21 protein-coding genes and 1 pseudogene are annotated in these 21,174 nt (G+C 72.5%); 12 read left to right on the top strand and 10 right to left on the bottom strand.

The window, feature by feature from the left end; all coding sequences use genetic code 11:
* Positions 1-191 precede the first annotated feature (191 nt).
* Positions 192-1,403 carry an outer membrane protein assembly factor BamB family protein gene (locus HNR61_RS23935; protein WP_182845419.1) on the top strand — a complete coding sequence of 404 codons (1,212 nt, stop codon included), beginning with the start codon at positions 192-194 and terminating at the stop codon, positions 1,401-1,403.
* Positions 1,404-1,458: 55 nt separating this feature from the next.
* Here the strand turns inward: HNR61_RS23935 and HNR61_RS23940 are convergent, their stop codons facing one another.
* Both HNR61_RS23940 and HNR61_RS23945 read right to left on the bottom strand, forming a co-directional pair.
* Complete coding sequence (locus HNR61_RS23940; protein WP_220509720.1) at positions 1,459-1,908, bottom strand: DUF6010 family protein; 450 nt, start codon at positions 1,906-1,908, stop codon at positions 1,459-1,461.
* Positions 1,909-2,170: 262 nt separating this feature from the next.
* On the bottom strand, positions 2,171-2,764 hold the full coding sequence (locus tag HNR61_RS23945; protein WP_312898062.1) for a DJ-1/PfpI family protein: 594 nt from the start codon (positions 2,762-2,764) through the stop codon (positions 2,171-2,173).
* Positions 2,765-3,074: 310 nt separating this feature from the next.
* On the opposite strand from HNR61_RS23945, the gene HNR61_RS23950 reads away from it, so the two are divergent.
* Complete coding sequence (locus tag HNR61_RS23950; protein ID WP_182845420.1) at positions 3,075-4,013, top strand: GlxA family transcriptional regulator; 939 nt, start codon at positions 3,075-3,077, stop codon at positions 4,011-4,013.
* A gap of 699 nt (positions 4,014-4,712) precedes the next feature.
* On the opposite strand, the gene HNR61_RS23955 is transcribed toward HNR61_RS23950, so the two are convergent.
* On the bottom strand, positions 4,713-5,297 hold the full coding sequence (locus HNR61_RS23955; RefSeq protein ID WP_246443775.1) for a sigma-70 family RNA polymerase sigma factor family protein: 585 nt from the start codon (positions 5,295-5,297) through the stop codon (positions 4,713-4,715).
* A gap of 86 nt (positions 5,298-5,383) precedes the next feature.
* Positions 5,384-5,521: pseudogene (locus HNR61_RS48150) on the bottom strand (sigma factor); the annotation flags it as partial.
* Positions 5,522-5,749: 228 nt separating this feature from the next.
* On the opposite strand from HNR61_RS48150, the gene HNR61_RS23960 reads away from it, so the two are divergent.
* Together HNR61_RS23960 and HNR61_RS23965 are read left to right on the top strand one after the other, a co-directional pair.
* Complete coding sequence (locus HNR61_RS23960) at positions 5,750-6,379, top strand: LUD domain-containing protein (RefSeq protein WP_182845421.1); 630 nt, start codon at positions 5,750-5,752, stop codon at positions 6,377-6,379.
* 550 nt (positions 6,380-6,929) lie between these two features.
* Positions 6,930-7,664, top strand: coding sequence for a class I SAM-dependent methyltransferase (locus HNR61_RS23965; RefSeq protein WP_220509722.1), 735 nt, complete (start codon positions 6,930-6,932; stop codon positions 7,662-7,664).
* A gap of 329 nt (positions 7,665-7,993) precedes the next feature.
* Here the strand turns inward: HNR61_RS23965 and HNR61_RS23970 are convergent, their stop codons facing one another.
* The gene (locus tag HNR61_RS23970; protein WP_182845422.1) at positions 7,994-8,896 is read right to left on the bottom strand and encodes a LysR family transcriptional regulator; all 903 of its coding nucleotides are present in this window, start codon (positions 8,894-8,896) and stop codon (positions 7,994-7,996) included.
* 187 nt (positions 8,897-9,083) lie between these two features.
* Here HNR61_RS23970 and HNR61_RS23975 point away from each other — a divergent pair, with 187 nt between their 5' ends.
* The 3 genes from HNR61_RS23975 (at position 9,084) to HNR61_RS23985 (ending at position 11,476) form a co-directional block, all read left to right on the top strand.
* Positions 9,084-9,389: a DUF1330 domain-containing protein gene (locus tag HNR61_RS23975; RefSeq protein ID WP_182845423.1), complete on the top strand. Its 306-nt coding sequence runs from the start codon at positions 9,084-9,086 to the stop codon at positions 9,387-9,389.
* A gap of 795 nt (positions 9,390-10,184) precedes the next feature.
* Positions 10,185-10,691 (top strand): carboxymuconolactone decarboxylase family protein, encoded by a 507-nt coding sequence (locus tag HNR61_RS23980; protein ID WP_182845424.1) that lies wholly within the window; start codon positions 10,185-10,187, stop codon positions 10,689-10,691.
* Between the two features lie 32 nt (positions 10,692-10,723).
* Positions 10,724-11,476 (top strand): SDR family oxidoreductase, encoded by a 753-nt coding sequence (locus tag HNR61_RS23985; protein ID WP_182845425.1) that lies wholly within the window; start codon positions 10,724-10,726, stop codon positions 11,474-11,476.
* A gap of 139 nt (positions 11,477-11,615) precedes the next feature.
* Here the strand turns inward: HNR61_RS23985 and HNR61_RS23990 are convergent, their stop codons facing one another.
* The gene (locus tag HNR61_RS23990; RefSeq protein WP_182845426.1) at positions 11,616-13,100 is read right to left on the bottom strand and encodes a hypothetical protein; all 1,485 of its coding nucleotides are present in this window, start codon (positions 13,098-13,100) and stop codon (positions 11,616-11,618) included.
* A 215-nt stretch (positions 13,101-13,315) separates the two neighbouring features.
* Between HNR61_RS23990 and HNR61_RS23995 the strand changes: the two genes are divergently transcribed.
* The 3 genes from HNR61_RS23995 (at position 13,316) to HNR61_RS24005 (ending at position 15,982) form a co-directional block, all read left to right on the top strand.
* Positions 13,316-14,458: a hypothetical protein gene (locus HNR61_RS23995; RefSeq protein WP_182845427.1), complete on the top strand. Its 1,143-nt coding sequence runs from the start codon at positions 13,316-13,318 to the stop codon at positions 14,456-14,458.
* Between the two features lie 462 nt (positions 14,459-14,920).
* Positions 14,921-15,100, top strand: coding sequence for a hypothetical protein (locus HNR61_RS24000; RefSeq protein WP_182845674.1), 180 nt, complete (start codon positions 14,921-14,923; stop codon positions 15,098-15,100).
* 132 nt (positions 15,101-15,232) lie between these two features.
* Positions 15,233-15,982: a maleylpyruvate isomerase family mycothiol-dependent enzyme gene (locus HNR61_RS24005; RefSeq protein WP_182845428.1), complete on the top strand. Its 750-nt coding sequence runs from the start codon at positions 15,233-15,235 to the stop codon at positions 15,980-15,982.
* A 39-nt stretch (positions 15,983-16,021) separates the two neighbouring features.
* Here HNR61_RS24005 and HNR61_RS24010 read toward each other — a convergent pair whose 3' ends face one another.
* From HNR61_RS24010 to HNR61_RS24020, 3 genes are read right to left on the bottom strand one after another with little or no spacing between them, the layout of a single operon-like run.
* Positions 16,022-17,263, bottom strand: coding sequence for a PA0049 family protein (locus HNR61_RS24010; protein ID WP_220509723.1), 1,242 nt, complete (start codon positions 17,261-17,263; stop codon positions 16,022-16,024).
* A gap of 37 nt (positions 17,264-17,300) precedes the next feature.
* On the bottom strand, positions 17,301-17,786 hold the full coding sequence (locus tag HNR61_RS24015; protein WP_182845429.1) for a hypothetical protein: 486 nt from the start codon (positions 17,784-17,786) through the stop codon (positions 17,301-17,303).
* A 19-nt stretch (positions 17,787-17,805) separates the two neighbouring features.
* Positions 17,806-18,903 (bottom strand): DNA glycosylase AlkZ-like family protein, encoded by a 1,098-nt coding sequence (locus HNR61_RS24020; RefSeq protein WP_182845430.1) that lies wholly within the window; start codon positions 18,901-18,903, stop codon positions 17,806-17,808.
* Between the two features lie 247 nt (positions 18,904-19,150).
* On the opposite strand from HNR61_RS24020, the gene HNR61_RS24025 reads away from it, so the two are divergent.
* Positions 19,151-19,456, top strand: coding sequence for a PGPGW domain-containing protein (locus tag HNR61_RS24025; RefSeq protein ID WP_182845431.1), 306 nt, complete (start codon positions 19,151-19,153; stop codon positions 19,454-19,456).
* A gap of 54 nt (positions 19,457-19,510) precedes the next feature.
* Here HNR61_RS24025 and HNR61_RS24030 read toward each other — a convergent pair whose 3' ends face one another.
* A complete protein-coding gene (locus HNR61_RS24030) occupies positions 19,511-20,401 on the bottom strand; it encodes a LysR family transcriptional regulator (RefSeq protein WP_182845432.1) in 891 nt (296 codons plus the stop codon).
* Positions 20,402-20,462: 61 nt separating this feature from the next.
* On the opposite strand from HNR61_RS24030, the gene HNR61_RS24035 reads away from it, so the two are divergent.
* The gene (locus HNR61_RS24035; RefSeq protein ID WP_182845433.1) at positions 20,463-21,170 is read left to right on the top strand and encodes an SDR family oxidoreductase; all 708 of its coding nucleotides are present in this window, start codon (positions 20,463-20,465) and stop codon (positions 21,168-21,170) included.
* Positions 21,171-21,174 lie beyond the last annotated feature (4 nt).

Consider the following 21,174-nt stretch of genomic DNA (forward strand, 5'->3'; position numbering starts at 1 on the left):
CACGGAACCGGCCACGGACCGGCGGCACGGATCGCGCACGGTGGCCGCCGCGGAGGGGAAACGGCGGCTCGTTCGAGGCCGGTCCTCTACCCGGAGTGGGCGCGGGCAGGGGGAACGCGAGCCCTGCCGCTAACGTCAGATCCGCGCAAAAGCCGATGGAAGAGATGAGGCGGACGTCTGTGGTGAAGAGGGTGGCATGGGGTGCGGCGGTGGTGACGCTGCTCGGCGGGCTCGTCGGATGCTCCTCCGGCGACGCCGACGGCGCCGGCGAGAAGCCCCGGGAGGCCACCTGGCTGGTCGGGCCTGACCGGCCCAAGACGATGAAGGGCAAGGCCGCCTGGATCAACGGCAACGCGGTGGTGCGCGTCCGCAGCGACGGCGCGGCGGCCTACGACCTGACCAACGGCCGGCCGCTGTGGACCCACACCGTGCCCGCCCCGCAGATCGTGTGCACCGTGGCCGAGCACGCCGACCAGGGCGTCGGGCTGATCGGCCAGGGCCTGGAGGACGAGCCCTGCGACCGCGTCACGGCGATCGACCTGGCCACCGGCAGGGCGCTGTGGACGCGCCGCCTGGCGCGCACCGCGATCCCCGGCACCAACTACTACGGCGTGATCGAGGCCGGTGCCGGGTCGGCGCTGGTGCCCGTCGCGGGCCGGGTGCGGGCGCTGGACCTGCGCACCGCCAAGGCCCGCTGGACCTGGACGCCGCCGCGCGGCTGCGCCTTCACCGCCGAGGACAGCGCCATGGCCGCCGGACCGGACGCCGTGGTCGCGACCTTCCGCTGCGGCAGGAAGGCCGCCAAGGTCGCGGTCGCCGACCCGGCGCGCGGCCGGACCCGCTGGGTCGCCGACCTGGGCGTGGGCGCCAAGTTCGACGCCGCCGAGGTGCTGTCGGTCTCACCCCTGGTCGTGCGGGTCAAGGAGGACGGCGAGCGCAGCCGCGACGAGCTGCTGACCTTCGACGCCAAGGGCACGCGGCTGGGCGCGATCCCCGTCTCCGGCCCCGAGGGCGACCTCGACCTGGACCTGGGCGACTTCACCCGCAGGATCGCGGTGGGCGGCGACCGCATCCACGTCGCGGCCAAGCCCCCCGGCGCCAGGCTCCTGGAACAGGACCTGCTCACCTTCGACCTGACCGGCCGGCGGCTGTGGCGCTCCACGTTCGAGGACGGCGTGACGTCGCTGGCCCTGGCCGCCGGTGGGCTGACCGTCCTGGCCCAGGACCCCGGCGACCCCGCCCTGCTGATCGCCCTCGACCCCGCCACCGGCAAGCCGGTCCGCAAGTCCTGGCTGCGCTACGACGTCAACGTCTCCTGCCGCATGTTCGTCGCCGGAGGCCGTCACCTCATGGTCAACGCGGGCGCTTCCACACAGTCCGTTCCCGCGATCATGGCGTTCTGAGACCGCAGGCAAGGCCCGCCGTTTCCAGACGATGGCCGCTGGGGCCTCGCGGCACCTACTGACGGCTCCGGTCGAGTGCCTCAGGCGCGGGCGGGGACGGGACGGTGGCTTGGCGCGTGAACCTGCGGCGCAGCGGATCGATGAGGGACGGGCCGCCGCCCAGGCACCAGAGGGCGATGACCGGGTCGCAGATGGCGCAGCCGAGGGATGAGGAGTGGTCGAAGGGCAGGATCGGGTTGCCCTTGAGGTGGTGGACCAGGTCCCAGACCGTATGGACGAACCAGGCCAGGCCTATGAACCGCCACGATTCCAGTCCGCGGTAGGCGAGGTAGGCGGTGAGGGCGGTGACGGGGAGCTCCCAGAGGCCGAATCCGCCGCCGCTGAGATAGGCGGCGCCCGCGCCCGCGACCATGACGGCGTTGAAGCGGCGCCGGTGCGGTTCGCGGATCAGCGACATCAGCACGGCGTACACGACGCCGATCAGGGGAGCGGTGACGTAGATCATGACGGGGTCGCTTTCTCAGAAGGGGACGGGCGCAGTCGTGTGTGGCCCATCGAGGGCGAGGTCGGTTTCGGGTGGCGGGCGGCGGGGTCGCACAGCAGAAGCCAGGGGAGCGCAGTTCGGCGCGGGCTGTGACGTGCGAAGTCACGGAACGCGGTCACGTTCCCGTTGCCGAAAGCGATGAGGCTTCTCGCGGCAGCGGGGTATCGCGACGCCGACAGCCAGGACGTACAGGCAGAGAAAGAGCTTGGTCGCCGCCGGCGCTCTACGGCCGTGCGGTCGGTGCCATCCCTTCGTCGCGCCAGACGGTGCCGCGGCGTTCATGGGCGAACAGGTCCTCGACGGCATGGGCGATCCGCGGTCCCAGCTCCCGTTCCAGCAGGTAGAGCCCGAGGTCGAGTCCCGAGGTGACGCCGGCGGCGGTGACCAGGCCGCCGTCGTCGACGACGCGGGCGCGCACCGCGTGGACGCCCGCCGCACCGAGTGCGTCCATCGCCAGGTGGTGGGAGGTGGCGCGGCGCCCCTCCAGCAACCCGGCCATGGCGAGGAGGAGCGAGCCGCCGCACACCGTGCCGACCGTCACCTCGGGGCAGTCCAGCGCCGCCTTCAGCAGTACCGGCAGATCCGTGGTCAGGGCGCGGGCCAGCCGGACGGAGACGAACTCCTCCGGCCGCGGTCGCCCGTCCGCCGGATCATGGTCGGGGACGTCATCGGGGGCTTCGACCCGGCCGGAGGCGCCGGGAACCAGGATCAGTCCGGGGCGTTCGGGAGCGAGCGCGGCGGTGGCGCGCAGCGCCAGCCCTCCCGTTCCGCTGACCACCTCGCGCGGCCCCTCGGCGGAGACCAGTTCCACGCTCACCGCGCCGTCAGAGAAAGCGCCGCCCGCGTGCAGGACCTCGAAGGGGGCGATGGCGTCGAGCGGGTCGAAGCCGTCGAACAGAACGATCTGAGCATGTATGGAGGAGCCCTTCGGATCTGGTGTGAAGCCCGGTCCCGCCGGGGTCAGGCCAGACGTTAACCAGCCGTCGATCCGTCTCCCAGTGGCGTTAACGCCAGCTTTCAACGGGATAATGACAGGACGCCGAATCCGCGATCTGAAGGGGGCAGAAGAGGATTTTCGGTGGCTCCCAGACGGCGACAGGAAGCTGGCGGGAAGGTACGTTCTCGCCATGCACACCGTCGCCGTGCTCGCGCTGGACCGGGTGATCCCGTTCGATCTGTCCACCCCGATCGAGGTGTTCACCCGCACCCGTCTCCCGGACGGCCGTCCCGGTTACCAGATCCGCGTGTGCGCCCAGCGGGAGGAGATCGACGCGGGCGTCTTCACCCTGCGCGCGCCCTGGGGGCTGGACGGGCTCGAAGGGGCCGACACCATCATCGTGCCCGGCACCAGCGCTCCCGCGGCCCCGCTCGACCCCGCCGTCCGCGACGCGCTGCGGGCCGCCGCCGAACGCGGCACCCGCATCGCCTCCATCTGCTCGGGCACCTTCCCCCTGGCCGCCACGGGACTCCTCGACGGCCTGCGCGCCACCACCCACTGGGTCGCCGCCGGCCGTCTGGCCACCGCCTATCCGGGCATCGAGGTCGACGCGGACGTCCTCTACGTCGACAACGGGCAGATCCTCACCTCGGCCGGTGCCGCCGCGGGACTGGACCTGTGCCTGCACCTGATCCGCCGCGACTACGGCTCGGCCGTCGCCGCCGACGCCGCCCGCCTGTCGGTCATGCCCCTCGAACGCGAGGGCGGGCAGGCGCAGTTCATCGTCCACGGCCACGCCCCGACGCCTCAAGGGTCGGCCCTCGAACCCCTGCTCACCTGGCTCCAGGACAACCTGGGCCGCGATCTCACCCTGGCCGACATCGCCGCCCGCGCCGGGACCAGCACCCGCACGCTGATCCGCCGCTTCCGCGAGCAGACCGGCACCACGCCGCTCCAGTGGCTGCACCTCGCCCGCGTCCGCCAGGCCCAGCACCTGCTGGAGACCACCGACCACTCCGTGGAACGCATCGCCTCCCAGGTCGGCTTCGGTTCGCCGACGGCCTTCCGCGACCGCTTCAAACGGATCACCGGTGTCAGCCCGCAGTCCTACCGCCGCGCCTTCAGCTGATCCGGCGCGGCGACAGGACTGGCGACCTCGCGCATTCGTCCGTGACGGCCCCGTGGCACCGGGTCCTGTCCGGTGGACCTCGGCGTTCGGCCGAGGTGGATCCGCGGGGTGGGTCATGACGGTGGCATGGTGCGTCGTCATGAGCTCACCGATGCCGCGTGGGCGCGGATCGGGTCGTTGTTGCCTGGTCGGCCGCGTCAGGGCGGCCGATGGCACCTTCGACCGGCTGCTGACCCACGTCCAAGTCCACGATGACGCCAGGTGCAGCTCGTTCTGGGGGACGCTCTGAGCTGGGCCGATTGCGGGTGGTCGGCGACGGTGTCGGGCTGGTGTTCGAACCTTGGGCCCACTGGTCCGACGACCACGAGGTGGGCGATGTGCAGCGGGGTGCCGGCGAGGGCCTGGGACAGCGGCGCGGCGTAGGTCCGCTGTGCGGCTCCGACGATCGCGCTGGCCGCGCGGTCGGGGTTCGGATGTTCCACGGCGCCGCCCGTGAGGAACAGCAGCGTGCCGCGGCCAGCTGTGCGCATGGCGGGCGGGACGGCCTGTGCAGCGGCGGCGCCGACCACGTCGAGGCGGCCGAAGGTATCGGCGGCCTGCGGTGGGCGCCCAGCTCAGGGCGTCCCTCGGAACGAGCTGCGCCTCGGGGCCGGGGGCGGTCGTTGTGCTTCACGCGGACCGGTGGTGTGGCGACGCGTGTCAGCCCGTTGTCCAGTGGCGGAGTTTCTCGGGGTTGCGCACCACCCAGATGCGCGTGATCCGGTCGCCGACGACCTCGAACGCGAACACCGTCACGACGACGCCGTCCTGCTGTGCCACCACACCGGGCCGGCCGTTGACCGTACGTTCCAGGAAGGTCATGCCGCCGGGTCTGCGGCGGGCGATTTCGACCCAGGCGTGCGCGATCTGCTCGCCGCCCTCGATGGGGTGCGGGAAGGTGGTGGCGAGGCCGCCGCCGTCGGCGATCGCCGTGGCGTCGGGGTCGAGCAGGCCGATGAGGGCGTCGATGTTCTTGGCCTCCCATGCCCGCTTGAAGTCCCGGACGACGTCGGCGCGCTGGACCGCCCGGGTCGCGGAAGGCTGCGAGGCCCGGACGCGGCGGCGGGCCGAGGAGGCCAGCTGGACGAACGCGACGCGCTCGGCCGGGTCATCGATTTGAGCACCACCAGGAAGGCCAGGTCGACCGACTCGTCCAGGGTGACCCGGTCGGCCGGGTCGGCGGTCGCGTCTCCCAGCCGGCCGCTGCTCCGCTCCGTCCGTTCGGGCAGCGGCTCGGGGATCCATTCGCCCACGTAGGTCTCTCGCCGGGACCGTGCCGAGCCCAGCAGATTGAGGCAGATGCGGCTGGCGACCGTCGTCAGCCAGGCGCCGGGGGACTCGATGGCGTCCTGCTGCCGCGGGGACATCGCGTACCAGCGGGTGCAGGTCTCCTGGACGGCGTCCTCGGCCTCGGCCAGGGAGCCCAGCGGCCGGTACGCGAGATTGATCAGCCGACGCCGCTCGCTCATGATCGCGTCCACCCCGGATCGGGTCGGCCTCCGCCCGGCTCAACAGCGTCTGGCCTGGATCGGGTGGTCATGGTGCCGGTGTCTCCCTTGGTCGCATCCGCCCTCACCGGTTCGACAGGACAGCCCCCGGAATGTCAGACCGATGCGCCGCCTGACATTCCGGGGGGCTGCGTTGTCGGACTGCTGAGAGCAACCGATCGTCCACCGGACAGGAAGCGCAGGGACACCATGAGCACCCCGATGCCGGACACCACGTTCGCCGACCCGGCGCCCGCGCAGCGCCTGGAGCGGGCGGCCGCCGCGCTGACCGCACACGGCTTCACCGTGGAGGTCCTCGACGACGCGGCCGCCGCGCGCACCCGCGTCAACGATCTGATCCCCGAGGGCGCCAGCGTCCTCACCGGGGCCAGCGAGACCCTCCGCCTGTCCGGCATCGACGCCGACATCAACGGCGGCGGGCGGTACCGGGCCGTCAGGCCACGCCTCCTGGCCATGGACCGTGCCACCCAGATGGACGAGATCCGGCGGCTGGGCGCCACCCCCGACGTGATCGTGGGCAGCGTGCACGCGGTCACCGAGACCGGCTCCCTGGTGATCGCCTCGGGCAGCGGAAGCCAGCTGCCCGGCTACGCCGGTGGCGCCGCCCGCGCGATCTGGGTCGTCGGGGCGCAGAAGGTGGTGCCCGACCTTCCCACCGCGCTGCGCCGCGTCGAAGACCACTGCCTCCCGCTGGAAAGCGCCCGCACCCAGGCGGTCCACGGGTGGCCCAGCGCCATCAACCGCCTCCTCATCCTCAACGCGGAACACGCGCCTGGACGCGGCACCGTCCTGCTGCTCCGCGAAGCCATCGGGTTCTGAACGACCGGCCTGCCTGGGCCGTTCCGACGGTCCAGGCAGGCGCGCGTGATGCAGGTCGCCGTGCGCTGCGGGGGGCGCCGGGACCCGCATGAACCTCTGGTTCGGCCACCACCACAACCGCCGCTGGAAGAACCTCAAGCGGGAGCTGCGCTGGCGAAGGATCGAAGGCAGCCTCTCAGCGGCTCATGGCGGTCTCCTGCCCCACGCGCGGCAGTCTTCTCGGGATCGTGCACCACCAGCACGCCGTCGATCTGCCCCTCGGCCCGGACCAGCAGCCCCGGGCCACCGTTGACCTGTACCGGCTCGACCGACCTTTGCCACCGCGCCCGTACCAGCCAGATGTCGTCTGGATCATCAGCGCTCTTTGTCGTAGGTGTGTGGCCGCGTGGAGTGGCTGATGCGCACGATGAGGGGGTGAGCGGCGCATCGGCATCTTCGGGGCGGACGCGGCATGCGCAGGCGATGGCGCGTTTTGCGGTGCCGGCTCCGCATCTGCATGAGTGCGTCGTAGTCAGCCCCCGAGCGGCCGAATCCATGGCAGAGTGGCGGGATGTCTGGCGCGCGGTACGGGATGGATGCGCCCTACGGGTTCGGCTTCATAGGCCTGGTCGTGCTGGGGTTCTGGGTGACCGGGCTGGTGATGGCGGTCACCGCCGATCTGGCCGCCGCGCTGCCCGCGCTGGTCTCCGGCACCCTGCTGGCGGGATGCCTGGCCTTGAGCCTGCACGCCACGCTGCGCGGTAAGTTCCTGGTCTGGCGGGACGTGCTGAATGAGCTGGACCTGCGTGGCGACGAACGGCTGCTCGACCTCGGCTGCGGACGCGGCGCCGTCCTGTTGGCCGCCGCCCGGCACCTCCCGCAGGGCCAGGCGGTCGGCGTCGACCTGTGGCGCGGACGGGACCAGTCCGGCAACACCCCGGCGGCGACCCTGCGCAACGCCCGCGCCGAAGGCGTCGCCGACCGCGTCCATGTGCAAGGGGGTGACCTGCGCAGGCTCCCGTACGTGGAGGCAAGCTTCGACCTGGTCGTGTCCAGCCTGACGGTGCACACCATCTTCGGCGCGGACGCCCGCGCCCAAGCGATCACCGAGGCGTACCGGGTGCTGCGGCCGGGCGGCCGCCTGCTGATCGCCGACCTGGCGCGGACCCCCCGCGAGTACGCTGCGGTGCTGGCCCGGCTGAACGCCGAGGACATCCACGTGCGCGGCCTCGGCTGGCGCGTTTGGTGGGGCAGTCCGTGGGTCCCGACCCGCCTGCTCACCGCCCGCAAGCCAGCCACCCCCTGAACGCATCTACCGACACGATCCAGGCCCCACGGTCACCACGTTGCCGGCCGGCTGCTCCCACCCGCTGCGCGAGCGCGTGCCGGCAGATGCTGCGCGACAACGCCGCCCACGCCAACGAGATCCCGTCCTTGGACATCGAGGACCTGGATATCCCTCTGCGCCGCGCCCGGCCTCGGGGAGCAACGGAACAGTGGTTGGCGTTGAGCGTTGACCGACGTCATGCACGCCGTTGACGGCGGATGCTGCCGCCGGTTACCCATGCTGGTCCGCCGTCGTCATCACCGCGAAGTCCGCCGGGCGCAAGGTCTTCGGCCTCGCCACCGCAGGCGTCAGTCCGGCAGCCAGTGCAGCTCGTGCGCCAGGGTTTTGGCGACGGCACGGATGCGGCGGTGTAGCGGCGACTGCTCGCGTGGCAGGACCAGGTGGAACGTCAGGCTGGGCGCGCCCCGCAGCGGTCGCCAGGTGAGACCGGCCGGTTGTACCGTGGCCGCGGCTTCTCCGGCCGGGGCGAGGGTGACCCCGTCGCGCAGGTCGCGCTGGGACATGTCGTAAGAGACTGCGGGCGTGTGGAATCGGGGGTGTGGTCGGGTGTCTCGGAACAGCGCGGACAGCTGATCGTGGATCACGGGGTTGGCCGCACGGTCCGGGAGCCGCAGCGGATACGCGGCCGCGTCGGCGATCTCGATCTCCGGGTGTTCGGCCAGCGGATGGTGCTGCGCCAGCTGGACCCCGACGCGCGCACGCCGCAGCAGGAACCGGCGCACGCCACGGCCGGGCTGTTCACCGCGGGTGATCCCGGCATCGATGCGGCCGTCGGCGACCGCGGGGGAGATCTCCGGTGTCGCCATCGGGACCGCGCTGACCTCGAGTCCGCTGTTGTCGCGGATCAGCCTGTCCACCAGGGCCGGTGTCGTCTCGGCCCCGGCGCTGAGGCTGTATCCGATGCGCAGCGTGCCCAGTTCACCGGCCGCCGCGCTCCGGGCGGTGTCCCATGCCCGGTCCAGCGCCGCCAACGCGGGCGGCGCGGACTCCGCCAAAGCCGCACCGGCCGTGGTCAATACGACGCTACGCGTGTTGCGGACCAGCAGGGCCGTGCCGAGTTCCGCCTCCAGTCGGCGAATCCGGGCGCTGAGTGCGGGCTGTGCGATACCGATCCGTGCGGCCGCGCGGGTGAAGTTCAACTCCTGCGCCAGCACCAGGAAGTACCGCAGGCTCACCGTATCCGGCGCCACGTGCCCCCCTGCCGATTGATAACGATCCGTTCTGAGTCTATCCCGTACCGGTCTTTCCCTCGACCGCACATCAAGCCCTAACCTGCGCATATGGCGATTCAACCGACCGCAGTACCGGTCGCCGGGATCGGTCGATCTGAGTGTCATTTCGAAGTCGGACGTGTCCGGCCGAACACAGGAGGTTTCCATGGCTAAGGGCTACTGGGTCAGTGTCTACCCCGCCATTTCCGACCCTGAGGGGCTGACCGCCTATGACAAGCTGGCCGGTCCGGCTGTCCAGGCTGGGGGCGGGCGCGTTCTGTCCCTCCTCCCGTCCCGTGGCGGTCGAGTCGTCGCCCACGAGGCCGGAACCACGCAACGCGTCGTTCTGATCGAGTTCGACAGCTTCGAACAGGCCGTCGCGGCATATGAGAGCGAGGCATACCAGAAGGCGCTGGTGGCCCTCCCCGACGGCTTCGAGCGCGACTTCCGCATCATCGAAGGCATCGACTGACCGGCGGGCCCAGCCATTGCTGAGCGTCCGTCACCTGATACGCACACGGTGCTGAACGACGACCCACGAAACGAATTCGAAGTCATGCCCCGCGTCCCTGTTCGTCGTCGAAACCCACCCTCGCCGGGACTCCTCAGAGTACTGATATGCAGTTTGAATAACCGCAGGTCAAAACCTCTTTCGAGGGGTTTCGACCTGCGGTTCTCCTGTTGTTGGAGTAGGCCCGGACTCGGGTACGTGCGACCAGCCGAAAAGTAGCGGTGAGCGACGGCGGTAACGGTGTGCGCTTGCAGATCTCCGGTGTCCTGCGAAGCAGTTCTCACACCCTGCCAGGTGGATCTGGCGCCCGATCAGCGGGAGAACGCAACGCCTGCCCCAAGCGCGGGGCCCGGCGGGCAGCACCCGCCGCACCCGCGGCGGCAAGAACGCCGGGCGGCCTCCCTCTGTCGCTTCGCTGTACCGCGCCTTCGCCGACGCCGGACCGGACCGGACCGGACAAGCACGGGTAACCGGCGGGAACGCCCGCCGTCAACGGCGTCCATGACGTCGGTCAACGCTTAACGCCAACCGCTGTTCCGTTGCTCCCCGAGGCCGGTACCCACCTGATCCAACGGCTCGGTCTCGTCCGTCGTTGGTCCCCACCGCTTTGTCACGCCCACGACCGGTGGCCTAGGTCACATGGCCGTGGCCGTTACAGAGCTCATGGCGTCGGCGTCTGGTGTTCGTCAGGGCGCCGCGCCAACGCTGCGGCGGCCCGCGACACCACCTGTTGAGAGCGAGAAGGGAAGACCCGTCATGTCCACTCCCACGACGGCCGAGCAGGAGAACCCGCGTTCGCGGATGCCCAACCCCCTCCGGTTCCTGCCCGAGCTGGCAGGAGTCGCTCAGAGCCTGCACCAGGCCATCCAGAACGGTCCGATCCCGCCGATCACCGTCAGCCTGATGCAGCTGCGCGCCGGGCAGATCCTGGGCAGCACCTACTTCACCATCCGCGAGACCGCCACCCTGCGCGGGCTCGGGGAGTCGGAGGAGCGCATCACCGCCGTGGCGACCTGGCAGGACGCCACCTGCTTCACCGACGCCGAACGGGTCGCCCTGGAGCTGATCGAGGCGGTCCTGACCCCCACCCCCTCCGGAGAGCGCGTCCCGGACGAGCTGTATGCCAGGGCGAGCGCGCACTATGACCACCAAGCGCTGTGGTCGCTGGTGATGGTGATCGGCCACACCGGGTTCTTCACCCCCGCCGCGCTGATCGCCAAGCCGATCCCCGGCCGCGCTCCCGGCCAGAACTACACCGACTGACCCCCTGTCCCGCGCCCGAAAGGAGCACAGGCATGACCAAGTTCGCAGTGGCCGGAGCCACCGGACGGCTGGGACGCCACGTCGTCGACGTCCTGACCGAACAGGGGCACCAGGTCGTTTCGATGTCCCGGGCCACCGGCGTGGACATCGTCACCGGTGAGCGTCTGGCCGGGGCGCTGGCCGGAGTCGAGATCATCATCGATGTCGCCTCCTGGCACGCCTCCGAACAGGAGGCGGCGACCGAGTTCTTCCGCGCCTCGGCCCGCAACCTGCACCAGGCCGGTCAGAAGGCGGGGGTCTCCCGGATCGCCGTGGCCTCCATCACCGGTGTCGACGGGGCCACCTCCGGGTTCGGCGCCGCCAAGAAGCTGCACGAGGAGCTCCACCTGTACGAGGTCCTCCCCGTCCGCATCCTGCGGGCCGCGCAGTTCCACGAGTTCGTCGGCCAGATGCTGGACTGGCAGCAGGGCGACGTCGCCTACATCCCGACCTGGCCGAGCCAGCTGGTGGCCGCCCGCACCGTCGCCGAGGAGCTGGTCGATCTGGCCATCGCCCCCGACGCGCCCTCTCCCGGAGCGCCGATCCCCGAGATCGCCGGACCCCGCCAGGAGACCCTGGCCGGGGCGGCCCGGCTCCTGGGAGCCCGCCGGGGCATCAAGGTCGTCGATGCCGACCACCCCGATTTCCCCGATGCCCAGTACGCCGCGGGCGGCGGGCTCCTGCCCAGCGCTCACGCCAAGCTCGCCGGCCCCACCTTCCAGGAATGGCTCGACGCCCAGCCCTGACACGGGCAGACCGTCCGGCCGTGAAGGACCAGCGTCACCCGGGCGCATGTCCCGTTCTCGAAAGCTCACCGTTCGGGGGTTTCCGAGAACGGGACAGCCCGTCGCCCCGCTTCCGCAGGACGCCGGGCGCTCCACTCGGCTAGTCGGCGAGCTTCTGCCGGACGAACGCGGCGCGCTCCCCGGCGTCCTGCGGCCACGCCCCGGCCACCTCCCGCACCAGTTCCCGGTGCTCATCGATCAGGTCCGGGAACGTGAGGCCGACCGCGGCCTCCACCTGGACGGGCAGGTCGGCGGAGCGCGCCGCGCGCCTCAGCACGGCGGTGACCTGTTCGACCGGCCCCAGGCCGACCAGGGCGTTGACCGCCTGGACGCGAAGCTCCGCGTCACCCGAACCGTCGAAGATCAGCCCTTCCAGCGCGGTGACGACCCCCTCGTCCGGGGTGTCCCACCGTTCCAGGCACTCCCACGCCGCGTCCACGGCGGACTCGCGGACCACGGCCGGAGCCTCGCGCCGCCGCAGCGCGGCGGCGATCGTCTCCGCGTCCTCGGGCTCACCGAGTTCGGAGAGGATGCCGAACGCGCTCGCGTGCTCGGCACCGGCGGCCGGCGACGGGCGCCCGAGGACGTCCCGCGCGATGGCGAGCACCTCGGCGGCGTACTCGCCGCCGTCGATGCCGAACCGCGTGAGCCCGTCCGCCAGGCGGTAGTGGTCGAGCGCGATGCCCACCGCCTCCGGCCTCCGGCTGCGCAGCAGCGCACAGAACGCGCTGCGATGGGCCTCCTCGCCGGACGGCGAACGCATCTCTGCGTGCGCCCGGCGCAACTCGGCCTCCAGCTCGACCCCTTCCCAGTGGAGGCTGTGCGGACCTTCGCTGAGAGCGCTGCGCACCTCGTCGGCCGCACCGGAGCGCTCGTCGTCCGACCAGGTCCCGGCCAGACGTTCCAGCAGCGGCCGGTGAGCGTAGAAGCGGCGACCCGACGACAACGCGGCGGCCGCCTCCTGCCGCACCCGCCATTCGTCGTCCTTGGTGGCGAGGACCAACTGCTCGGTCGCCGCAGCCTCCTGCGAGTCACGCAGCGCGCGGACCGCCTGCACGCGTTCGTAGCACTCCTCCACGCGAGCCACCAGCGCGCTCAGACGCTCATCGGGGGCCTCGGAGTCCCCGAGCAGGACGCGGGCCGCGTCCATTGCGCGTTCCCTGAGCTCCATGTCGGGCATCCGTTCCAGAACGGCGGCGATGGCGTCGGCGTCCCCGTCCTCCAACCCGAAACGCCAGAGGGCCGCCAGCGCGCTCGCGTGGTTCGCCCCTTCGATCCTCGTCCGCTCGTCCACCGGCCGGGGAGGCTGCCGGAGCAGCTCCCGGGCGACCTGGCAGACCTCCTCGCCGTGATCCTCGAACGGATTCCCGCCGACGAACCGGCTCGTCATCTCGGCGCGGTCGTAGAAGTCGAGCGCGATCCCCCAGGCGACGGTGTCGTCGCTACGCAGCAGCGTCAGGAACCCCTGCCCGAACGCCTGCGAGGTCGTCGGCTCGTTCATCGCGTCGAAGGCGCCCTGCAACTCCGGATCGTCAAAACACCCTGTCCAGTACCACGACTGGAACTCCAGCAGAAACACCGTCATGAACACGGCAGGATTAGATCACCACCGTCAGCGGGAGGCGATCGATTTCCCCGGCGGCCGAGCGGGGACGCGTGAACGAGCGCGCGGGTTCGGGCTGGTCGCACTATGACCGCAGGCGGACAGGTGTGGTCCGTCCGGGGTCCTGAGGCGTCCTTACTCAAGATCAGATACCGTTCGGGGCGGCCCCGCAGTGCCCCGCGAGGAGAGGACCGATCATGACTCGGTTCGCACGACGGGCCCGCGTCACCGGTGCGGTGGCGCTGATGGCCTCCGGTGTGGCGGTCTGGCCCGCTTCGGCTGCGGAAACACCGCGTTGGCGGGTCTTCCAGACGCACCGCTACGACGACACCAGCTCGTACTACGGGGTGGCGGCGAGCGGGAAGGACAACGCCTGGGTGTTCGGGGAGACCCACCCGAACGACGGACGCACGCGTCCCATCGCCCGGCACTGGACGGGCCGCACCTGGCGCGATGTGCCCATGCCCGCGGAACTCAAGCTGCCCGCCCACGCCGGCAGCACCACGTCACCGACCAACGCGTGGACGCTGGTCGGAGGGTACGGGGACGGCCCCACCTACGCGCTGCGCTGGAACGGCCGCGAGTGGAGCGTCTCCAACAAGTGGGACGAGGGCCTGGCCAGCGACATGGTGACGTTCGGGCCGCGCGACGTGTGGGTGCTCGGCTACACCCGCGCAGGCGCGGGCATCGGCACCTGGCACTTCGACGGCAGCACCTGGAAGCGGGCCAACGTCGGCAAGCTGCTGCCGCACCGTCTCAGCGCCGTTTCCGCCAAGGACATCTGGGCAGTCGGGGCCAAGCAGAACACCGGCTGCGGCGACCGCACGATCGCGCACTTCAACGGCACGGCCTGGAAGGAGGTCCGCGTAGGGAAGGTGCTGCCTCCCGACATTCCGCAGCCCGAGACCGGCGGCCCCTACCAGTGCGTCTTCCTGCGTGACGTCGCGGCACTCTCCAAGAAGGACGTGTGGGTGACGGGCGAGGTGCTTCGTTCGGACGGGGAGAAGTACACCTACGAATCCCTCCTGCTCCGCTGGGACGGCCGCAAGTGGCGGCGCGTGAACATGCCGAACGGCCGGACCCCGCAACGGATGGTGTCCGACGGGCGCGGTGGCCTGTGGTTCATCGGCGACGAGTCCGCGAACGACCCCGAAGGGTCCGGCACCCCTCTGCTGCACCGCACGGCGAGCGGCGCGTGGAGCACGACCCGGCTCGACGCCCAGGGATGGAAAGCCCGGGTCAGTGACCTCATCCTGATCCCGAGAACGCGATCGCTCTGGGGCGCCGGTCGCGTCGACACGTCCGACACCTACGACGCCACCGTCTACCGCCTGGGCTGAGGGAGGGGCGGTGCGGCGTTCGACCGCCGGGTAATCAGCGACCGAGCATGTCGGGACATGCACCCGGAGGCGTCCCCACCTCCGGCGGGAACTCGAACCGCTCGGTGATCCCAGATGGCAGGGGCTTTGGCCCGTTGCGGTTCGTGGACGCGAACCGCAACGGGCACAGCCGAATGTCTTGGCCGAACGGACCGGTGGCGTCCCACCGGCTGCTCGGCGAGTGCTTCGTCGCATTGGGCGATTTCGGCGCGAGGCGGGCGGGGCGCTGGACGTCGGCGCCACCGCGCAGGTGCTCGACCCGCTCGCCGGACTGGGCGACCGGGGCACCGGGGATGATCCTGATCAGCCGCGACCTTTCGGTGGTGGCGCGGCCGGCCGACCGCATCGCGGTGATGAAGGACGGCCTGCTGGTCGAGCAGGGGCCCGCCGGGCAGGTGCTCGCCGCACGCCCCCTACATCCGGATGCTGCTCGACGCCGTGCCCAGCGGACACGCCGAGCCGGTCGAGGTCGGGGAACCGGTCCTGGAGGCGCGGTCGGTGTCCAAGCACTACGACGGCCGCGCGCCGGCGCTCCGCCCGGCCGTCCTGGTGTGCGGCGAGCCCACCTCGGCGCTGGACGTGTCGGTGCAGGCGGCATCCTGACGCTCCTGTTCATCTCGCACGACCTGTCCGTCGTCCGCGAGGTCACCCAGCGGATGGTCGAGTTAGCCGATGGCGCGGCGGCCGGGAAGCGATTCCCGCACCACACAGAATGTGATTCGGTATGGTGCGGGGATGGAGCGAGAACGGGAAGCGGACGTCTTCGACGACCTGGCCGCCGAATACCGTCAGCTCGATGCCGTGCTCGCGGGCCTGAGCCCGGAGAAGTGGGCGACGGAGTCGGCGGCCGATGGGTGGACGGTCTGCGACGTGGTACTCCACCTGGCGCAGACCGAAGAACTCGTCCTGGCCTCCGCCGCCGGGGAACGCGAGGCGTTCAGGCGGGAGGAGGGCGTTCCCCTCGACGAGCTGATGGACCGGCTGGTCGTCGCCGAGCGCGGCGCCCCGCCCGGACACGTGCTGGAACGCTGGCGCAAGGCCGCCGGCGCGACGCCCCGCGCGCTCGGCTCCCGCGCCCCGGGCGACCGCCTGGCCTGGGCCGCGGTCCCGCTGTCGGCCCGCACCCTGGCCGCGACCCGCATCGCCGAGCACTGGGCGCACGCGCTCGACATCACCGCTCCGCTGGGCATCGACTATCCCGACACCCAGCGGCTGCGGCACATCGCCCGGCTGGCCCAGCGCACGCTGCCCTACGCGTTCGCGGTGGCGGGCGAACGGGGCGGGCCGGTCCGCTGCGAGCTGACCGGCCCAGGCGGCGGGACCTGGCGGTTCGGCGACCCGGACGCCCCCTCGGTGATCACCGGGCCCGCGGGCGAGTTCTGCCGGGTCGGCGCGCGCCGCCTCGCCCCCGCGGAGACGAGCCTGAAGACCTCGGGGCCGCACGCGGACGCGGCGCTGCGGGTCCTGCGCAACTACGCGGCCTGACGCGCGACCCGCCCGGTGAGGCGGGGCCGGAGGCGGACCTCACCGGGCGGATCGTGCGGTCGCGCTGGCGGCCGCGGTGATGAGGTCGCGGGCCTGGGTGACGATCGCCCGGCGGTTGCGTTCGAACTGCGGGTCGGTGACGGTTCCGGTGCCCGGGTCGGTGTTGCCGTCGCCGAAGCGCAGCACCGGGGTGTGCAGGTGGCCGCCGGGCAGGCGGGTCAGGCCGAGGCGGTCGCGCAGCAGGGTGGCGCGGTAGGCGATCTCGTTGGACAGGTAGTTGCCGCCCGCCCCGGCGCGGGCCGCGGAGCCGGGGGTGGGGCCGTCGGGACGGACGACCTCGGTGGTGCCCCCGGCGGGGATCTCGGTGACCTGCGTGTTGTCGATGACCTGGAACGGGCCGGTGCCCGCCCCCACCATCGCCCGGTGCGGCAGGGTGGTGACCGTCCACTGCGGCTGGGCGCCGCGGACGGGGATGAGTCCGGTGCTGGAGGCCCGCTCGTTGTCGGGGAAGCCGCCGCGCCAGGCGCCGTTGAAACGCTCGACGTCGAACCGGTCGGGGCGGCCCTGGCTGACGGTGGTGAACAGGTCCACGCGCGGCAGGTGGGGGCGCAGCGCGCGTTCGACCATGCCGTCGGTGAAGTCGCGCCAGCGGACCGGGAAGGTCATCGTCTCGATCCGGGCCGGGCCCCGGGAGGTGCGGACCACCGTTCCGTCCAGGGCGAGCGCGGTCGCGCCCGACGGGTTGCCGATGCGGATGTCGCGGTCGAGGGTGAACGGGTCGAACCCGGTGACCAGGATCCTGCGCACGCGGTGCGGGTAGGCGACGTCCTCCTGGCCGCGCGAGGCGCGCTCCAGCCGCACCAGCAGCCGCGCGCGGGCCTTGTCCGACAGGACGAACGAGGGGTTCCACCGACGGATCGCGCGGGTCATGCCGAGCCTCGCCCAGTACAGCGGCCGGTCGTCGGCGCGGTCCAGGTCCCCGGCGGGCACGCGGCCCTGGGCGCGGTCCACGGCCCGCCGCCACAGCCGCTCGCCGTGCCGGGCGACGACGTTCTCGGCGGCCCGGTGGGACCCGGCGCGTTCCAGGGCGCGGGTGAAGGAGGGCGCGACGCCGGCGAAGCCGCTGCGCCGCAGGATCTCCTGGGGAACGGCCTGGTCGAGGCGCTGTTCCTCGACGGTCGGCGGCGCGGCGGAGGCGGCAGGGGCGGCGTGGGCGGGCGCCGCGAGCGCGGCCAGTGCCGCCGTCGCCCCGAGCATCGCTGTCATCCGTGCCGCCGTCATGCTCTCTCCCTCGGTCGTGTTCGCAAGATCGCGGCCATTATCGGCGGGTTCGGGAGGCGGCGGAAGAGGCGGCCCCCAACGCGATGATCCCCGCCGGGATCACCAGCGCGAACTTCGCGGCCGCCGCCAGGGCCGCGCCCCGGAACGTCAGGTCGCCGGCGGTGTCCCGGTGGAGCGCGGTGAGGCCGTCCAGCAGCAGGAGGTTCTCCACGACGTCGAGCAGCGCGGCGAGGACACCGGCCGCGGCCCCGAGCCACCGGACCCCACGCCCGCGCTCGCGCCGCGCCGCGAGCAGGCACAGCGCCGCGATCGTCACCGCGTATCCGGCCAGGAACGCGAAGTCGGCGTGCAGCGCGGTCCGGTAGTCGTCCTCCCGGCCGGTGGTCAGGTGCCGGGCCGTCTCGGCGTTCCAGGCGAACTCGAAACGCAGGATCGGCAGGGTCCAGTCGGCGGTGAGCACGTACCACGCGCCGCCCGCCAGCAAGGGGACGAAGCACGCCAGGACACTCCACGTTCGCCGCATGGGCGGGTCCTTCCGTATCTCAGGAGTCGAAGGTCAGCTCGACCCGGTCCGCGCCGCGCAGGGCGGCGACCCGTTCGGCCTCCTCCCGGACGCCCGCGCGCCGGGAGGAGGCCAGGGCCGTGAACGGCGTGACCGCGACCGCCAGGCGGCGGCCCGTCATGCGGTGCCGCCACAGGCCCGCGATCTCCCCGTCGGCGAGGAGCACCCCGGGATTGGCCACCGCGCGCCAGATCAGCCGCTGGTGGGCGCGGTCGGGCACCACCAGGGCGCGGTCGCCCAGCAGGTAGGGATCGGAGGGCGGGAGCAGCCGCACGCCCCCGGCCCCGGCCCCGGCCGCGCCGCGCAGCGCGTCGAGGTCGGAGGCCAGCGCCCAGCGGCGCCTGCCCTCCACCTGGACGGGCAGGAGCTCGCCGGCGACCAGATCCCACAGCCGCCTGGCCTCCCCGGGCCGGTACCCCAGCCAGGCCGCCAGCTCGTCCGGGCGTGTCACACCCAGCAGGTGAACGAAGCGGCGCACCAGCTCGGCCCTGGCCTCGGCGCCCTCGTGCCCGGCGCCCGCGGCACCGGTGACGGGGCGGAACACCACCGGGGAGCTCTCGTTCGGGTCCAGCTCCAGACCGGCGTGGAGCGTCGCCCTGCGGAACAGCTCCTCGCGCACGTGGACCGCGCCGCAGCGTTCGCACCAGCTCCGCGACGTGTCCGGCACCCTGTCGTTCAGCGCCCCGCTCAGCTCGGGCCGGGACACCGGCCGGCCGCCCGCCACCGCGCGCATCGCGGCGGCCACCGTCGCCACCTCCTCGGCCTCGCTCTCCTGGAGCGGGACCAGCGCGGCGGTGAGGAGCCCGAGCCCGGCGCGGGCCAGTACGTGCGGCGCGCCCCGCACCGTGATCGCCAGCACCAGCGGGCCGCCGTCGAGCAGCCGGCCCACCTCGGCGGCGGGCTGCGCCGTCCGCGCCCGCACGCCCGCGAGCCCCGACCCGCGCGGCGTGTCCTGGAGCCCGATGCCCAGCCCCCGGACGTCGGTCGCGCGCCGGGCCGGCGAGATCAGGTCCTGGACCTCCGCGCGCCGGGCCAGCACGGACCGGCGGTCCAGCTCCGGTGCGGTCGGGCGCGTCACCTCGGGCTCCCCTCCGGCCGGGACGAGTCGGTGTCGAGGAGAGCGTGCATCATCTCGCGCGCGTCGTCACGGACATCGGGGCCGGCAAGGGGAGATGGCGACCGAGAAGATACCCGGCACCGGGTTCGGCGAGGAGACGCCCTTCCCGAACGATCTGTGGCGCTGGTCACAAAACCGCCGATCCGGCTCTCCCGGCGCGCCTCGCGCGTCTGACAGGACAGGACGCACCGAACAGAAGGAGAACCTGTTGACCGTCACCGCGCCCAGCCGCCCCGTCGACGCGACCGGGGACGACCCCGCCCCGTCGCCGGGCGTCCGGTCGCTGTCACCGCTGCGCCTGGCTCGCAAGGTCGCGGTCACCGTCGCCGGGATCGCGCTGATCATCGCGGGCATCGTGATGATGGTGCTGCCCGGCCCCGGAGTGGTGGCCATCCTGGCGGGGCTCGGCCTGCTCGGCACCGAGTACCCCGCCGCGCGCCGCGCCAGCGACAAGCTGACCGGCTACCTCCGCGCCGCGTGGCGCAAGGTCAAGCGTTCCAAGAACGACGCCTGAGGCGTCGTGGCGGCGGCCCGGTCGGTTCCCCGGCCGGGCCGCCGCCGTTTCGGGTCAGGGGCCGGGGGCGGGGTCGACGGCGTCGACGAAGTCGCGGACGGCGACGCGGTGGTCGCCCTCGCGCCAGGCCAGCGCCAGCTCGCAGGGGGCGATCCCGGTGACGGGGACGGCGCCGATGCCGGGACGGCGGTAGATCGCGGCGTTCCCGGACGCCAGCAGCACGATGCCGCTGCCCTCCTCCACCGCCGAGAACGTCTCCTCGGGGTTGGCGACGACCGCGCCGATCCGCGCCGGGCGGCCGCCGCGTTCGGGCAGCGCCAGCCAGAAGTCGCGCAGCGGCCCGGCGCCCTCGGGCAGCGCGAGGAACGGCTCGTCCAGCAGTTCGGCGAAGCCGACCCGGTCGCGTCCGGCGAGCCAGTGGTCCTCGGGGAAGGCCACCCAGCGCTGCTCGCGCGCCACCACCTTCAGGCGGAACGCCTCCTGGCCGGTGAACGGCAGCCACACGAACGCCACGTCCACCTCCCCGCCGGCCAGCCCCGCCGAGGCGTCCTCCCAGCCGATGTGCCGCATCCGCGTGCGCCAGTGGGGGCGGCGTTGCAGGAAGCCCGTGCGGGCCGCCGCCAGCAGCCCCCGGCCGACGCTGGTGGACAGCCCGACCGTCAGCACGGCGGCCTCGGCCGCCGCCGCGTCGCTGACCTCGCGCTGCGTCTCGTCCCAGCGGGCCAGCAGCTCCCGCGCGGACGCCAGCAGGACCCGGCCGGGCTCGGTGAGCGAGACCGTGCGGTGGTCGCGCTCCAGCAGCCTGACCCGCAGCCCCTCCTCGAGCTGCCGGATCTGCTTGCTGAGGGCGGGCTGCGACAGGTACAGCCGTTCGGCGGCGCGCGTGAAGCTGAGCTCCTCGGCGACCGCCACGAAGTAGCGCAGATCGCGCAGATGTGCATCCATAGCCGCCGGTTATCCAAGCAGGTATTGGACGTTTGGCACAGTCCGGAAGCACAGTGTCCGGGTGAGCACCGAAGAAGATCGCCACGCCCCGGTGGCCCTGGTCACCGGGGCCAACCGCGGCATCGGCCGGGAGATCGCCCGCCAGCTGGCGGCGCGCGGTCACACCGTCGTCGCCACGGCCCGTTCCCCGGAGGCCGCCAGCGCTGTGGCCGCCGCGCTCGGCCCCGGGGTCCTCCCGCTGCGCCTGGACGTCACCTCCGCCGCCGACGCCGAACGCGCCGCCGGGGAGGTCGCCGCCCGCTTCGGCCGCCTGGACGTGCTGGTCAACAACGCCGCCATCACCTACGACACCTGGCAGCGCGCCGTCGACGCCGACCTGGACGTGGTGCGCGAGGCCGCCGAGACCAACCTGTACGGGCCCTGGCGCCTGGTCCAGGCGCTGCTGCCGCTGCTGCGCGAGAGCGACCATCCGAGGATCGTCAACGTCTCCAGCGAAGCCGCCTCCCTGACCAACATGGGCGGCGGCACGCCGGCCTACAACGCCTCCAAGGTCGCCCTCAACGCCCTGACCCGCATGCTGGCGGCCGAGCTGCACGCCGACCGGGTCCTGGTCAACGCGATCTGCCCCGGCTGGGTCGCCACCGACATGGGCGGCCCCGGCGGACGCCCGGTCGCCGCCGGCGCGGCCGGGATCGTGTGGGCCGCCACCCTGCCCGACGACGGCCCCACCGGCGGTTTCTTCCGCGACGGACGCCCCCTGCCCTGGTGACCCC

Source organism: Actinomadura kijaniata, from assembly GCF_014138665.1.
GTDB lineage: Bacteria > Actinomycetota > Actinomycetes > Streptosporangiales > Streptosporangiaceae > Spirillospora > Spirillospora kijaniata.

Excerpts from the sequence above, each read along its gene's own strand:
- HNR61_RS24005 (WP_182845428.1), top strand. The coding sequence starts at position 15,233 with ATGGAGCGAGAACGGGAAGCGGACGTCTTCGACGACCTGGCCGCCGAA.
- HNR61_RS24030 (WP_182845432.1), bottom strand. The coding sequence starts at position 20,401 with ATGGATGCACATCTGCGCGATCTGCGCTACTTCGTGGCGGTCGCCGAG.
- HNR61_RS23950 (WP_182845420.1), top strand. The coding sequence starts at position 3,075 with ATGCACACCGTCGCCGTGCTCGCGCTGGACCGGGTGATCCCGTTCGAT.
- HNR61_RS23980 (WP_182845424.1), top strand. The coding sequence starts at position 10,185 with ATGTCCACTCCCACGACGGCCGAGCAGGAGAACCCGCGTTCGCGGATG.
- HNR61_RS23955 (WP_246443775.1), bottom strand. The coding sequence starts at position 5,297 with ATGGATCCCCGAGCCGCTGCCCGAACGGACGGAGCGGAGCAGCGGCCG.
- HNR61_RS24010 (WP_220509723.1), bottom strand. The coding sequence starts at position 17,263 with ATGACGGCGGCACGGATGACAGCGATGCTCGGGGCGACGGCGGCACTG.
- HNR61_RS23940 (WP_220509720.1), bottom strand. The coding sequence starts at position 1,908 with ATGATCTACGTCACCGCTCCCCTGATCGGCGTCGTGTACGCCGTGCTG.
- HNR61_RS23990 (WP_182845426.1), bottom strand. The coding sequence starts at position 13,100 with ATGACGGTGTTTCTGCTGGAGTTCCAGTCGTGGTACTGGACAGGGTGT.
- HNR61_RS24015 (WP_182845429.1), bottom strand. The coding sequence starts at position 17,786 with ATGCGGCGAACGTGGAGTGTCCTGGCGTGCTTCGTCCCCTTGCTGGCG.
- HNR61_RS23995 (WP_182845427.1), top strand. The coding sequence starts at position 13,316 with ATGACTCGGTTCGCACGACGGGCCCGCGTCACCGGTGCGGTGGCGCTG.
- HNR61_RS24000 (WP_182845674.1), top strand. The coding sequence starts at position 14,921 with ATGCTGCTCGACGCCGTGCCCAGCGGACACGCCGAGCCGGTCGAGGTC.
- HNR61_RS23960 (WP_182845421.1), top strand. The coding sequence starts at position 5,750 with ATGAGCACCCCGATGCCGGACACCACGTTCGCCGACCCGGCGCCCGCG.
- HNR61_RS23975 (WP_182845423.1), top strand. The coding sequence starts at position 9,084 with ATGGCTAAGGGCTACTGGGTCAGTGTCTACCCCGCCATTTCCGACCCT.
- HNR61_RS23985 (WP_182845425.1), top strand. The coding sequence starts at position 10,724 with ATGACCAAGTTCGCAGTGGCCGGAGCCACCGGACGGCTGGGACGCCAC.
- HNR61_RS23965 (WP_220509722.1), top strand. The coding sequence starts at position 6,930 with ATGTCTGGCGCGCGGTACGGGATGGATGCGCCCTACGGGTTCGGCTTC.